This window comes from Nonomuraea sp. IBHARD001 (assembly GCF_056106265.1).
Genome location: NZ_JBWBBW010000002.1, coordinates 2,099,945 through 2,113,939 on the forward strand (window position 1 = coordinate 2,099,945; position 13,995 = coordinate 2,113,939).

Sequence of the window (13,995 nt, forward strand, 5' to 3'; positions counted from 1 at the left end):
GTACCGGCCCTGTTATGGTTCGCTCAGCAGACCATATCAAGGAGCCCCCGATGAACGTGTCCTTCGCCTCCCACCTGCCGGTGGATCTGCTCGTGTCGCCCATGCCGGACGCCTACGCCGACTTCGGCGACGAGCTCCTGGTGCCCGCTCCCGAAGGCGCCAGGCTCTACCTGGCCGACGTCACCGGCCCGGCCGAGGTACGGCGGGCACTGCTGCAGGCGGGCCCCACGCTCAGGCGGTTCCGCCGGGTCGGTGTCGACCTGCCGCACCCGGAGGTCGTCGTCGAGGCCGTTCGGGAGGGCTGCTATCGCTTCGACGGCTACAAGAGCGACCCCGAGCCGATGCGCCTGACCGATCTGGTCCTGCACGCCGAGCCGTTCGACCTCACCCGGGCGCATGTCGTGTCCGACGCGGTCGAGCTGGTACGCGACCTGGTCAACACGCCCGCTGGCGACCTCGTGCCGATGGACCTGGCGGCCAGGGCCGAGGAGATGGCCGGGCGCGACGGGCTGACGGTCAGGATCCTGGACGAGCGCGCGCTGCGTGCGGGCGGCTACGGCGGGCTGCTCGGCGTCGGGGCGGGCAGCGCGAACCCGCCGTGCCTGATCGAGCTGAGCTACGCGGGCACGGGAGGCGGCACGGTCGGCCTGGTCGGCAAGGGCATCACCTTCGACTCCGGCGGCCTCGGGATCAAGAGCCTCAAGCAGATGGCCACCATGAAGTGCGACATGGCGGGCGGCGCCACCGTGCTCGCGGTCGCCCAGGCGGCGGCCAGGCTCGGCCTGCGCACCGGCGTGACGGCCGTCGTGGCCGCCGCCGAGAACATGGTGAGCGGCTCGGCGACCAGGCCGGGCGACGTGCTTAGGCACCGCAACGGCCGCACGACCGAGGTGCTCGACACCGACTGCGAGGGCCGCCTGGTGCTGGCCGACGGCCTGGCCCACCTGGCCGAGCAGCGGCCGGACGCGCTCATCGACGCCGCGACGCTGACGTACTCGGTGACCCAGGGCCTGGGCGAGGACTTCACCGGCGCGATCGGCTCCGACAGGGGCCTGGTGGCCGAGCTGATCGCGGCGGGGGAGCGGGCGGGCGAGCCGCTGTGGGAGCTGCCGCTGTGGCGGCCGTACGCCAGGCGCCTTGACTCCAGGATCGCCGACGCCACCAACGACGGCGGCGCTTCGGCCGACGCCATCATCGCCGCGCTGTACCTGGAGCCGTTCACGGCCGGGCTGCCGTGGGCGCACCTGGACGTCGGCGGTTCGGCCTACGACAGTGCGAGCGGCGCGACGGGTGTGCTGGTGCGCACGCTGATCGGCTATCTGGAGAGCCGTTCCTGAGCCCTGGCCAGCATGGTGCGCATCATGTCAGAGGTCATCGAGAAGTGGCGTTCGGCCAGGGTGCCCGCCTGTTCGGCGTCGCCCTTCACGATGGCCTCGTAGATGGCGCGGTGCTCGCTCAGCGCCTGGTGGTAGGCGCTGGGGTCGTCCTCGCCGTAGGGCTCGACCGGGAAGCCGAGGCTGACCCTGGTCATCATGACCCGGCTGAGCGCCTGGATCTTGGGATTGCCGGTGGCGGCGAGCACGGCGGTGTGGAAGGCGGCGTCTCCCGCCTGCTCCTCGCGCAGCGTGCTCGCCCGTGCGTAGCGTTCGATGGCGGCGCGCATCTGGGCCAGGTGCTCGTCGGTCCTGCGTTGCGCCGCCGTACGGGCGACCAGGCCTTCGACCAGGCCGCGCAGGTCGAACAGCTGCTCCAGCTCGGGCCAGCGGGGCAGCAGTGTGCGTTGCACGGCCGATGCGGTGGCCTCGGTCCATCCGGCGCGCACGTAGGCGCCGCCGGTGCGCCCGCGCCTGATCTCCACGATGCCCACCGCCTGCAGCCTGCCGATGGCCTCGCGCACGGTGGCCCTGCTGACGTCGAGGATCTGGGCCAGCTCGCGCTCGCCGGGCAGCCGGTCGCCCGGCAGGTAGTCGCCGATGGCGACGGCCGTCATGAGCCGGTCGGCCACCTCGGTGGCCACCGACTGCACGCGCACGGGGCTGAGCGTGCCCGCCGGAGCGCCGTCGTCGAGCACCTGGCCGAGCATGCGGGACAGGTGGTCGAGGGGGGCGTCGTGGTGAGGCTGCACAGGCGGCACGTTACACATACCGACCGTTATTTAAAAGGTATTGTGCTCAGGCCATTCATCCATAAGATGTCCACAACACGGACATATGTCTCATCTAGCGACACTGGAGTGCTGCGGTGGCGATCCCTCCCCCGACCACCCAGGGCCTGGCCCCCTTCAAGGACTGGACCACCTGGTACCGCGTCACCGGCGACCTGACCTCGGACAAGGCGCCCCTGGTCGTCCTGCACGGCGGTCCGGGCGCGGCGCACGACTACACGCTGCGCATGGCCAGGCTGGCCGAGCGCGACCGTGCGGTCGTGCACTACGACCAGATCGGTGTGGGACTGTCCACCCATCTGCCGGAGCGTGGCGCCGACTTCTGGACGGTGGAGCTGTTCCTGGCCGAGCTGGACAACCTGCTCGCCCATCTCGGCATCTCCGGCCGCTACCACCTCATCGGCCAGTCGTGGGGCGGCATGCTGGCCGCCGAGCACGCCGTACTTCGGCCGGGCGGGCTGCGCGGTCTGGTCATCGCCGACTCGCCCGCCTCGATGAAGCTCTGGATCGAGGAGTGCGACCGGTTGCGCCGCGAGCTCCCCGCCGAGGTCGAGGCCGTCCTGCGCGCCCACGAGGCGGCGGGCACCACCGACCACCCCGGCTACCGCGCCGCGGAGAAGGTGTTCAACGAGCGCCACGTCTGCCGCGTCGTGCCCAACCCGCCGGAGGTCCTGGCCAGCGACGCCAAGACCGAGCAGGACCCGACCGTCTACCACACGATGAACGGGCCCACCGAGTTCCACGTCGTGGGAACGCTCCAAAGCTGGTCGGTCGTCGACCGGCTGCATCTGGTGAGCGTGCCCACCCTGCTCGTTTCAGGACGCTTCGACGAGGCCACCCCTCGTACCGTCCAGCCCTTCGCGGACCACATCCCCGACGTCCGCTGGCAGCTGTTCGAGCAGTCAAGTCACATGCCGCACATCGAGGAGGAGGAGCTCTTCCTCCAGGTCGTCGGCTCCTTCCTCGACTCCACGGACTAGGACACCCATGAAGCGCTTCCCCATCGTGGCCCTGCTGGCCCTTTCGCTGGCCGCCTGCTCCTCCGGCGGCGGCACCGAGGCCGCGCCCGCCGCCGCACCGGGCGCGGCCGACACCGCCCAGCACAAGGGCGGCACGCTCAAGCTGCTGGCCAAGGCCGGTGACGGGACCATCGACCCGCACATCAACTACAGCAACGGCAACTGGCAGGTCTTCCAGGCCCTCTACGACGGCCTGCTGGCCTTCAAGAAGGTCGGCGGCGAGGCCTCCTACGATCTGGTGCCCGACCTGGCGGAGAAGATGCCCGAGGTCGGCGCCGACGGCAGGACCTACACCTTCACCCTGCGCAAGGGCGTGAAGTTCGCCAACGGCGACCCGGTCACGGCCGAGGACGTGGTTGCCTCCTTCACCCGCATCTTCAAGGCCTCGGGCCCGACGTCCGGCACCTTCTACGCGGGGATCGAGGGCGCCGCCGCCTGCGTGAAGAAGCCGGCCGACTGCGACCTGACCGGAGTCACCGCATCGGGCGACACGGTGACGATCAAGCTGGTCGAGCCCGACTCGGAGTTCCCGCTCAAGCTCGCGCTCCCGCATGCCGCCGTGCTGCCCAGGTCGACGCCCGGCAAGGACCAGGGCGCCAAGGGCATCCCCGGCACCGGCCCGTACACGATCGCCTCCTACGACCCGAACAAGCAGCTCACGCTGGTGCGCAATCCGCACTTCGCCGAATGGTCGAAGGAGGCGCAGCCGCAGGGCTACCCGGACGAGATCCACTACTCCTACGGCCTGACCGCCGAGAGCGCCGTGACCGCCGTGCAGAACGGCCAGGCCGACTGGGTGTTCGACCCGCTGCCCGCCGACCGGCTCCCCGAGATCGGGACGAAGTACGCCTCCCAGGCGCACGTCAACCCGCTCTCGGCCCTGTGGTACGCCCCCGTGAACGTCAACCTGGCCCCCTTCGACAAGCCGGAGGCCCGCCAGGCGCTCAACTGGGCCATCGACCGCGAGGCCATCGTCAAGATGTACGGCGGCGCCAATGTGGCGGCCCCGGCCTGCACCATCCTGCCGCCGGGCATCCCCGGCCACGCCGACTTCTGCGACTACCCCAAGCCCGACCTGGCCAAGGCGCAGGAACTGGTGAAGAAGTCGGGCACCGCGGGCCAGGAGGTCGCGGTCGTGGTGGCAGACGACGAGGTCAGCAAGCAGATCGGCGAGTACCTGCGCAGCACCCTTGAGCAGATCGGCTACATCGGCAAGCTCAAGGTCATCTCCACCAACATCCACTTCACCTACATCCAGAACACCAAGAACAACGTCCAGCTCAGCGTCTCGCAGTGGTACGCCGACTACCCCGCAGCCTCCGACTTCCTGAACGTGCTGCTGTCGTGCGCCTCCTTCCGCGAGGGCAGCGACTCCAGCATCAACATCTCCGGCTTCTGCGACAAGCAGATCGACGCCCGCATGGCCGAGGCGATGACGCTCGACCGCACCGACAAGGCGGCGGCCGGGACCAAGTGGGGACAGCTCGACCGCGACCTCGTCCAGGCCGGTGCGCTGATCCCGCTGTTCAACCCCAAGCAGATCGACTTCGTGTCGTCGCGCGTGGGCAACTACCAGTTCCACAAGCAGTTCTTCATGCTGATCTCCCAGCTCTGGGTGCAGTGACCGATGGCCGCACCTCGGATCGGCGCCGGACCCTGGCGACAGGCGGCCCGGCGCCTGGCCCGCAACCGCTCCGCGTTGCTCGCCGCCGCCGGGCTCGCCCTCATCGTGCTGCTGTGCCTGCTCGCCCCCGTCTACGCGGGTTCGATCGCGCACACCGACCCGTTCGTGTCCAACCTGTCGGGCACCACCGTCGTCGACGGCCGGAGCGTCCCCGTGCTCCAGCAGAGCACGGAGGGCCTCGGCCTGGGCGTCACCCCCGTCGGCCCGACCTGGGACCCCGCCCACTACTTCCTCGGCGCCGACCAGCAGGGCCGCGACGTCATGGCCAGACTCCTGTACGGCGGGCGCAACAGCCTGCTGATCGGCGTCGGCGCCGCCCTGCTGTGCTGCGCCCTGGCCACCCTGCTCGGCGTCGTGGCCGGGTACTTCGGCGGCTGGATCGACGCCGTGCTGGCCAGACTGTTCGACGTCATCTGGGCCTTCCCCGTGTACCTGCTGGCCATCTGCCTGTCGGTCGTGCTGCTGACCAGCGGCCTGCACGTCGGGCCGATCCACATCGACGCGGGCAGCCTGGCGCTTCCCGTGGTCATCATCGCGCTGATCTACGTGCCGTACGTGGCCAGGCCGTTGCGCGGGCAGGTGATGGCGCTGCGGCAGAAGGAGTTCCTGCACGCGGCCGTCGGTGTCGGCGCCTCCGACATGCGGATCATGCGCAGGGAGGTGCTGCCGAACGTGCTGCCGACGGTGGTGGTCTTCCTGCCGCTGATGACGGCGCTGAACATGCTGACGGAGTCGGCGCTGTCGTTCCTCTCGGTCGGCGTGCAGTCGCCCGACGCCAGCTGGGGAACGATCATCAACGACGGCCTGGCCCTTCTCTACACCCGGCCGATGATCACCATCAGCGCCGGGCTGTTCGTCGGGCTGACCGCGGTCGCGCTCAACGTGCTCGGCGACGGGGTGCGTGACGCCCTCGACCCGAACGCCCGGTTGCGAGGGGTCGCCTGATGCTCGGATACATCCTGCGCAGGTTCGGCGCGGCCGTCCTGGTGCTGTTCGCGATCAGTGTGCTGGTCTTCCTCATCTTCTTCGCCACCCCGGGCGTCGACCCGGCCGCCCGCATCGCCGGAAAGAACGCCGACCCGGCCACCCTGGCCGCCGTGCGCGCCTCCTTCGGCCTCGACGAGCCGCTGCCCGTGCAGTACGCGATGATGATGAAACACCTGTTCGTCACCCACGACCTGACCTCGTTCGTCAACCGGGGCACGCTGGTCATCCCGCAGATCGTCGAGGCCATCCCGGTGACGCTCTCGCTCGTGGTGGGCGCCGCCGTCATCTGGATGGTGCTCGGGGTGGCGATGGGCACACTGGCCGGAGCCATGCGCGGCACGTTCGTCGACCCGCTGGTCATGCTGCTGGGCGTCTTCGGCGTCTCGCTGCCCGTCTACTGGCTGGGCGAGGTGGTCAACCTCCTCACGCAGAAGCAACTGCACGACTCGGTCTTCTCCTGGGTGCCGCCGCTCGGCTACGCGCCGCTGTCGGAAGGGGTGGGGCAGTGGGCGCTGCACCTGCTCTTCCCCTGGCTGACCCTGGCCCTGCTGTACGCGGGGATCTACGCCAGGCTGCTGCGCGGCGAGCTGATCAACGCCATGAACGAGGACTACGTGCGCACCGCGCGGGCCAAGGGCCTGTCGGAGCGGCGGGTGCTGATCAAGCACGCGTTGCGCTGCTCGCTCATCCCGATCGTGTCGCTGTTCGGCCTCGACTTCGGGGCGCTCGTCGGCGGCGCGGCGCTGCTGACCGAGGTGGTGTTCGGCCTGCCGGGCGTCGGCAAGCTCACCTACCAGGCGCTGCAGAACCTCGACCTGCCCGTGATCATGGGCTCGGTCCTGTACGCGGCGTTCTTCGTCGTACTGGCCAATGCCGTGGTGGACGTGCTGTACGCCCGGCTCGACCCGAGGGTGCGCCGTGCCTGAACCCCTTCTCGAAGTCGAGGACCTGCGGGTCGCCTTCGGCTCCTTCACCGCCGTCGACGGCCTGTCCTTCACCGTGGGCCGGGGCGAGATCCTCGGTGTGGTGGGGGAGTCGGGATCGGGCAAGAGCGTGTCGATGCTCGGCCTGCTCGGTCTGCTGCGCGGCGCCCAGGTCTCCGGCCGTGTCCGCTTCGGTGGCCGCGACCTGCTGGCCCTGCCCGAACGCGAGATGCGGGCGCTGCGCGGCGGCGAGATCGCGATGATCTTCCAGGACCCGATGACCGCGCTCACCCCCGTCTACACGGTCGGCTGGCAGATCGCCGAGCAGATCAGGGCCCACCACAAGGTGTCACGCCGCGCGGCCAGGACCCGGGCGATCGACCTGCTCGAACAGGTCGGCATCCCGGCGCCGGGCAAGCGCGTCGACGCCTTCCCGCACGAGTTCTCCGGCGGCATGCGCCAGCGCGTGGTGATCGCCATGGCCCTGTCGTGCGACCCGGCCCTGCTCATCGCCGACGAGCCCACGACCGCGCTCGACGTCACCACCCAGGCCCAGATCCTCGACCTCATCAAACGCACCGGCTCATCGGTCGTGATGATCACCCACGACATGGGCGTGGTCAGCGAGATCGCCGACAGGGTCCTGGTCATGTACGGCGGGCGCGCGGTGGAGCGCGGCGGGCGCGAGGACATCTTCCGCCGGGCCCGCCACCCCTACACCAGGGGCCTGCTCGACTCGGTGCCCAGGGTCAGCGGCCCCAGGCTGCGCCGCCTGGCCACCATCCCCGGCTCGCCCGGAGCCGCGAGCGGCGGCGGCTGTCCCTTCGCCGACCGTTGCGCGCACCGCCACGACGCCTGCGCGACGGCTCCCGAACTGACCGGCTCGGGCTCGCACCTGGACGCCTGCTGGCTGCCCGTGGAGGAGAGGACGCGATGAGCACGCTGCTCAGGGCCACCGACGTGGTCAAGCACTTCAAGAAGGTCCAGGCCGTCAACGGCGTCTCGCTCAGCGTCGAGCAGGGGGAGACGCTCGGCGTGGTCGGCGAGTCCGGGTGCGGCAAGTCCACGCTCGGCCGATGCCTGGTCAGGCTCACCGACCTGACCTCGGGCACGGTCGAGTTCGACGGCCAGGACATCACCTCCCTGTCGCGCCGCAGGCTGCGCCCGATCCGGCCCGCCGTCCAGCTCGTCTTCCAGGACCCCTACGCCTCGCTCAACCCGCGCCGCACCGCGGCCGACGCGGTGGCCGAGCCGCTGCGCATCCACGGGTACAAGGGCGATGTCAGGCGACGGGTGAGCGAGCTGTTCGACCTCGTCGGCCTGTCGGCGGCCCACCTCGACCGCTACCCGCACGAGTTCTCGGGCGGCCAGCGCCAGCGCATCGGCATCGCACGCGCGATCGCCCTTTCCCCCAAGCTGGTCGTCGCCGACGAGCCGGTCTCGGCGCTGGACGTCTCGGTGCAGGCCCAGGTGCTCAACCTGTTCGCCGATCTGCAGGAGGAGCTCGGTCTCACATATGTGTTCGTGGCCCACGACCTCGGCGTCGTGCGGCACGTATCCGACCGGATCGCGGTCATGTACCTGGGGGAGGTCGTGGAGCTGGCCGACGCCGAGTCGCTCTACGCCGCTCCCGCGCATCCCTACACGCACGCGCTGCTGTCGGCCGTGCCGGAGATCGACGACGGTTCGGGTGCGCCCAGGCGTGAGCGCGTGGTGCTGACCGGCGACGTGCCCAATCCCATCGACCGGCCCTCCGGCTGCTCCTTCCATCCGCGCTGCCCGGCGGCGCGTGCGCTGTGCCGTACCGAAAGGCCGCTCGCGCGGCTGGTCGGGGGGCGTCAGGTGGCCTGTCACTTCCCCCTGGTGAACGACGAGGGCGCCGGGCATGGCACGCTTTAGGGGATCAGTTCCACAGCTGCAGTAGCGACAGGGGAAGAGGCCGAGGTGCGAGGCTGGCACGGACTCGACGAGGTGCCCGCGGACTTGGGCAGGCCGGTGGTCACGCTGGGCGTCTTCGACGGCGTACACCGGGGGCACCAGGAGATCATCAGGCGGGCCCGCGCGCTGGGCGGGCCGTTGGTGGTGGTGACGTTCGAACCGCATCCCGACGAGGTCGTCAGGCCGGGCAGCCATCCGCCCAGGCTGACCACCGCGCGCCACCGCACCGACCTGCTGGCCGAGCTGGGCGCCGACGCCGTGCTCGTGCTGCCGTTCACCCTTGAGCTGTCCAGGACGAGTGCGGAGGAGTTCGTCCGCACGGTGCTCGCCGACACGCTGCACGCTGGTGTCGTCGTGGTCGGCGCCGACTTCGTCTTCGGCCACAAGGCGGCGGGCGACGTGGAGACGCTGCGCAAGCTGGGCGAGGAGCTGGACTTCACCGTGGAGGCGATCGACCTGGTCGGCGGGGCGGCGGCCGTCACCTCGAGCCGGGTGCGCACGCTCATCGAGGCCGGGGACGTCGAGGCCGCCGCCGTCGCGCTCGGCCGCCCGCACCGCGTCGAAGGCGTCGTGGTCAGGGGCTACCAGCGCGGCCGTCAGCTCGGCTTCCCCACCGCCAACGTCGAATGGCCCCAGCACACCGCCATCCCCGCCGACGGCGTCTACGCGGGCTGGCTGCAGTGCGTGCCGTCGGGCAACCTGCCCGCCGCCTACGACGCCTGCCGCTGGCCCGCCGCCATCTCGGTCGGCACCAACCCGACCTTCGAAGGCGTCCAGCGCACGGTCGAGGCCTACGCGCTCGACCGCGACGACCTCGACCTGTACGGCCTGCACGTGGCGGTCGACTTCGCGGCACGGCTGCGGGGCAACACGAAGTTCGACTCGATCGACGCGCTCGTCGTGCAGATCCAGGCGGACGTGGACGAGGCCAGGCGGATCACGTCGAAGCGCCAGGACGGTTGATCTCTCGACCGATTTGGATGACTATGAGGTTGCTCATCCGGTTCCATGGTCGAACTGATGGAGATTCGTTGTGCAGCTCGGGGCTGAACAACCACTTCAGGGTCTGTCCTTAGGGGTCGAGGAGGAGTTCATCCTCATCGATGGCAAGAACGGAGGCGCGAGCGACTCCATAGACGAGATCTATGCCGAGCTCGACGCCGACCTGCTGCCCGACATAAGACGCGAGTACCTCTTCGCGCAGATCGAGATCGCGACACCGCCCCTGCGCGACCTGCGCGCCCTGCGGGTCAGGCTGCGTGAGCTGCGCTCGGGCGTGGCCGCCGCGGCCGAGCGGGTGGGCGTGCGCGCGGTGGCCATCGGCTGCCCGCCGACGGCCATGCCGACGCTCGCGCACCGCGACGTGCCGCGCTACCGTGCGCTCGCCGAGAGGTTCGGCGCGCTGGCGCCGGGCGCGCTCAACGGGCTGCACGTCCACGTCGAGGTGCCGGACCCGGCCACCGGGGTGCAGGTGCTCAACCACCTGCGGCCGTGGCTGCCGCTGCTGCAGGCGATGAGCGCCAACTCGCCCTTCGACGCCGGGCGCGACACCTCGCACGCCAGCTGGCGCTCCATTTTGTGGGCGCGCTTCCCCGGCAGCGGGCCGCCGCCGTACCTGCGCTCGGTCCAGCACTACGACGAGCTGACCGACGCGCTCGTGCGCTCGGGGGCGATCCTGGACCGGGGCATGCTCTATTGGTACGCGCGGCTGTCCAGCGTCTATCCGACCGTGGAGATCAGGGTCGGCGACGTGTGCGCCTCGGTCGACGACACCATCCTCATCGCCGCGCTCGCCAGGGCGCTGGTGGCCCAGGCGCTGGCCGACGTGCGCAGGGGAGTGGATCCCGAACGGCCGCCGCAGGAGGTGCTGCTCGCCGCGCACTGGAGCGCCGCGCGCTACGGGCTGGAGGGGCCTGCCGTCGATCCGTTCACCGGGGCCACCGTGCCGGTGCGGGCGCGGGTCAACGCGCTGCTCGACCTGGTCAGGCCGCAGCTCGCGGTGGCGGGTGACATGGAGCTGGTCGAGACGCTGCTGGCCAGGCTGATGGCCAGAGGCACGGGTGCGTTGCGCCAGCGCAGGATCCACGCGCGTACCGGCCGGGTCGAGGACGTGCTGGACCAGCTCGCCATCCGGTGAAATGATCACTGCGGGTGCGACGATGTGCTACGCGCCGAACCGCGATGGTAACCTTGCATGTCGGCTCTGTGACGGCTGCGCTTCGCGCTGCCCGTTGGCCTTCGGCGGCGACTGTAGGCACGCACGGTCGCTCGCGTCTTCACCTTACTGTTCACGCGTGTCCACATCATGAATGGAGAGCCGTGTCCCTCGACACCGCTGCCAAGAAGGCGATCATCGCCGACTACGCCACCGCAGACGGCGACACCGGATCGCCCGAGGTCCAGATCGCTCTGCTCAGCAAGCGCATCAGCGAGCTGACCGAGCACATGAAGAAGAACAAGCACGACTTCCACAGCCAGCGCGGTCTGCTCCTGCTGGTCGGCCGTCGTCGCCGGCTGCTGAAGTACCTTCAGGCCAAGGACATCACGCGCTACCGCTCGCTGATCGAGCGGCTCGGCCTGCGCCGATAGTGTGACAAGGGAGCGGCGTCCGCGTCGCTCCCTTCTCATGTCGCCACCGGCGTGCCGCCCACGCGCGGCAGCCGAGGCTGGCGTACAACTGAATTCCGGCCACCGATGCGCGAGCACGGCGGCCGAGGACCACAACTGAATATCCCGAGACACACAGCCCCCGCGTCCGCACAGCACCACGCGACCCGCGACGCCTGCGGGCCGGTCCTCGGTAGTGGCTTCCGGTATGCGATACCGGGCGCTTCGATCGAAGACCGGCGCTGCACCTTACGAGGGTGCCGGTGAGAGAGGGCGCGGGTGACCGACCGACCAAGGAGGTCCCCCGTGGAGGGTGTCCACAGCACGGAAGCCGTGATCGACAACGGCTCTTTCGGCACGCGCACGATCAGGTTCGAGACCGGTCGCCTCGCGCGTCAGGCGGCGGGTTCCGCCGTCGTCTACCTCGACGACGAGACGATGGTGCTCAGCGCCACGACCGCGTCTAAGAACCCCAAGGAGAACCTCGACTTCTTCCCCCTCACGGTGGACGTCGAGGAGCGCATGTACGCCGCGGGCCGCATCCCCGGCTCGTTCTTCCGGCGTGAGGGCCGTCCCTCCGAGGACGCCATCCTCACCTGCCGGCTCATCGACAGGCCGCTGCGTCCCTCGTTCGTCAAGGGGCTGCGCAACGAGATCCAGGTCGTCGCCACCATCATGGCGCTCAACCCCGACCACCTCTACGACGTGGTCGCCATCAACGCCGCCTCGCTGAGCACCCAGCTCGCCGGGCTGCCGTTCTCCGGCCCGATCGGCGGCGTCCGCGTCGCGCTGATCGACGGCCAGTGGGTGGCCTTCCCCACCCACCCCGAGCTCGAGCGCGCCACGTTCGACATGGTGGTCGCCGGTCGCGTCCTCGACGACGGCGACGTCGCGATCATGATGGTCGAGGCCGAGTCGACGCGTGACACGCTGAAGCTGGTCGCCGAAGGCGCCGTCGCGCCGACCGAGGAGACCGTCGCGCAGGGCCTTGAGGCGGCCAAGCCGTACATCAAGGTGCTGTGCGAGGCGCAGTCGAAGGTGGCGAAGGTCGCGGCCAAGGAGACGGCCGAGTACCCGATCTTCCTGGACTACCAGCCCGACGCCTACGCCGCCGTCGAGGGCGCGGTCAAGAGCGAGCTCGCCACCGCGCTGACCATCGCCGGGAAGCAGGAGCGCGAGCAGGAGCTCGACCGGGTCAAGGCCCTGGTCGTGGAGAAGGTCGGCGCCGACTTCGAAGGCCGTGAGAAGGAGCTCGGCGCGGCCTTCCGCAGCCTGACCAAGAACCTCATGCGCGAGCGCGTCATCAAGGAGGGCGTGCGCATCGACGGCCGCGGCCCGAAGGACATCCGCGCACTCGGCGCCGAGGTCCACGTGATCCCGCGCGTGCACGGCTCGGCCCTGTTCGAGCGCGGAGAGACCCAGATCCTGGGCGTCACCACGCTCAACATGCTCCGCATGGAGCAGATGATCGACACGCTCAACCCCGAGCGCACCAAGCGCTACATGCACAACTACAACTTCCCGCCGTACTCCACCGGTGAGACCGGCCGCGTGGGTTCGCCCAAGCGCCGCGAGATCGGTCACGGCGCGCTGGCCGAGCGGGCGCTCATCCCGGTCCTGCCGACGCGTGAGGAGTTCCCCTACGCGATCCGCCAGGTCTCCGAGGCGCTGGGCTCCAACGGCTCCACCTCGATGGGCTCGGTCTGCGCCAGCACGATGGCCCTGCTGGACGCCGGTGTGCCGCTGCGCAAGATGGTCGCGGGCATCGCGATGGGCCTGATCAACGAGGGTGACGACTACGTCACGCTGACCGACATCCTCGGCGCCGAAGACGCCATGGGCGACATGGACTTCAAGGTCGCCGGCACCGACGAGGTCATCACCGCACTGCAGCTCGACACCAAGCTCGACGGCATCCCCGCCTCCGTGCTCGGCGCCGCGCTCAAGCAGGCCAAGGGCGCCCGTCTGGCGATCCTCAGTGTGATGCAGGAGGCGATCGACTCCCCGGCGGAGATGAACGCGACCGCGCCGCGCATCATCACGATCAAGGTCCCGGTCGACAAGATCGGCGAGGTCATCGGCCCGAAGGGCAAGATGATCAACCAGATCCAGGACGACACGGGCGCCGAGATCACCATCGAGGACGACGGCACGATCTACATCGGCGCCACCGACGGCCCCAAGGCGGAGGCCGCCAGGTCCGCGATCAACGCGATCGCGAACCCGCACATGCCGGAGGTCGGCGAGCGTTACCTGGGCACGGTCGTCAAGATCGCCGCCTTCGGCGCGTTCGTCAGCCTGCTGCCCGGCAAGGACGGCCTGCTGCACGTCTCGCAGATCCGCAAGCTCCACGGGGGCAAGCGCATCGAGAACGTCGAGGACGTCATGGGCGTCGGCGAGAAGGTCCAGGTGGAGATCGCCGAGATCGACTCGCGCGGCAAGCTCTCCCTTGTGCCCGTCGAGGTCATCGAGAAGGAGGCCGCGGCCAAGGCCGAGGGCGGCGGCTCCGACGACGACGCCCCCGAGGGCGACGCGCCCGCCGCAGCGTCCTCCGGCGAGGACAAGGCCCGCGAGGAGCGTCCGCGCCGCACCCGCACGCGTGCGCCGCGTACCTCCGAGCGGTCCGACCGGGGAGAAGACCGCAACTCGTGATCACCATCACCGGCGAGGCTG

At 70.1% G+C, this 13,995-nt stretch carries 12 protein-coding genes; 11 read left to right on the forward strand and 1 reads right to left on the reverse strand.

Annotated features, from left to right (window positions below):
- Positions 1-50 precede the first annotated feature (50 nt).
- A complete protein-coding gene (locus tag ACTWNK_RS11820) occupies positions 51-1,337 on the forward strand; it encodes a leucyl aminopeptidase family protein (protein ID WP_474303944.1) in 1,287 nt (428 codons plus the stop codon).
- On the opposite strand, the gene ACTWNK_RS11825 is transcribed toward ACTWNK_RS11820, so the two are convergent.
- Positions 1,316-2,125 carry a FadR/GntR family transcriptional regulator gene (locus ACTWNK_RS11825; RefSeq protein WP_474303945.1) on the reverse strand — a complete coding sequence of 270 codons (810 nt, stop codon included), beginning with the start codon at positions 2,123-2,125 and terminating at the stop codon, positions 1,316-1,318. The two genes, ACTWNK_RS11820 and ACTWNK_RS11825, sit on opposite strands and share 22 nt — an antisense overlap.
- A 116-nt stretch (positions 2,126-2,241) precedes the next feature.
- On the opposite strand from ACTWNK_RS11825, the gene ACTWNK_RS11830 reads away from it, so the two are divergent.
- From ACTWNK_RS11830 to ACTWNK_RS11875, 10 genes are all read left to right on the forward strand, one after another.
- Entirely contained in the window at positions 2,242-3,144 is a 903-nt protein-coding gene (locus ACTWNK_RS11830; protein WP_474303946.1) for a proline iminopeptidase-family hydrolase, read from the forward strand.
- 7 nt (positions 3,145-3,151) lie between these two features.
- A complete protein-coding gene (locus ACTWNK_RS11835) occupies positions 3,152-4,807 on the forward strand; it encodes an ABC transporter substrate-binding protein (RefSeq protein ID WP_474303947.1) in 1,656 nt (551 codons plus the stop codon).
- Between the two features lie 3 nt (positions 4,808-4,810).
- Positions 4,811-5,812 (forward strand): ABC transporter permease, encoded by a 1,002-nt coding sequence (locus ACTWNK_RS11840; protein ID WP_474303948.1) that lies wholly within the window; start codon positions 4,811-4,813, stop codon positions 5,810-5,812.
- The gene (locus ACTWNK_RS11845) at positions 5,812-6,780 is read left to right on the forward strand and encodes an ABC transporter permease (protein ID WP_474303949.1); all 969 of its coding nucleotides are present in this window, start codon (positions 5,812-5,814) and stop codon (positions 6,778-6,780) included. Before ACTWNK_RS11840 ends, ACTWNK_RS11845 begins: the two co-directional genes overlap by 1 nt.
- Positions 6,773-7,714 (forward strand): ABC transporter ATP-binding protein, encoded by a 942-nt coding sequence (locus ACTWNK_RS11850; RefSeq protein WP_474303950.1) that lies wholly within the window; start codon positions 6,773-6,775, stop codon positions 7,712-7,714. The genes ACTWNK_RS11845 and ACTWNK_RS11850 overlap by 8 nt, the downstream gene beginning before the upstream one ends.
- Entirely contained in the window at positions 7,711-8,676 is a 966-nt protein-coding gene (locus tag ACTWNK_RS11855; protein WP_474303951.1) for an ABC transporter ATP-binding protein, read from the forward strand. The genes ACTWNK_RS11850 and ACTWNK_RS11855 overlap by 4 nt, the downstream gene beginning before the upstream one ends.
- A 45-nt stretch (positions 8,677-8,721) precedes the next feature.
- A complete protein-coding gene (locus ACTWNK_RS11860; protein ID WP_474303952.1) occupies positions 8,722-9,678 on the forward strand; it encodes a bifunctional riboflavin kinase/FAD synthetase in 957 nt (318 codons plus the stop codon).
- A 70-nt stretch (positions 9,679-9,748) separates the two neighbouring features.
- Entirely contained in the window at positions 9,749-10,852 is a 1,104-nt protein-coding gene (locus ACTWNK_RS11865; protein WP_474303953.1) for a carboxylate-amine ligase, read from the forward strand.
- A 182-nt stretch (positions 10,853-11,034) separates the two neighbouring features.
- The gene (gene rpsO, locus ACTWNK_RS11870; RefSeq protein ID WP_474303954.1) at positions 11,035-11,304 is read left to right on the forward strand and encodes a 30S ribosomal protein S15; all 270 of its coding nucleotides are present in this window, start codon (positions 11,035-11,037) and stop codon (positions 11,302-11,304) included.
- A 324-nt stretch (positions 11,305-11,628) separates the two neighbouring features.
- Positions 11,629-13,974, forward strand: coding sequence for a polyribonucleotide nucleotidyltransferase (locus ACTWNK_RS11875; RefSeq protein ID WP_474303955.1), 2,346 nt, complete (start codon positions 11,629-11,631; stop codon positions 13,972-13,974).
- Positions 13,975-13,995: the final 21 nt, after the last annotated feature.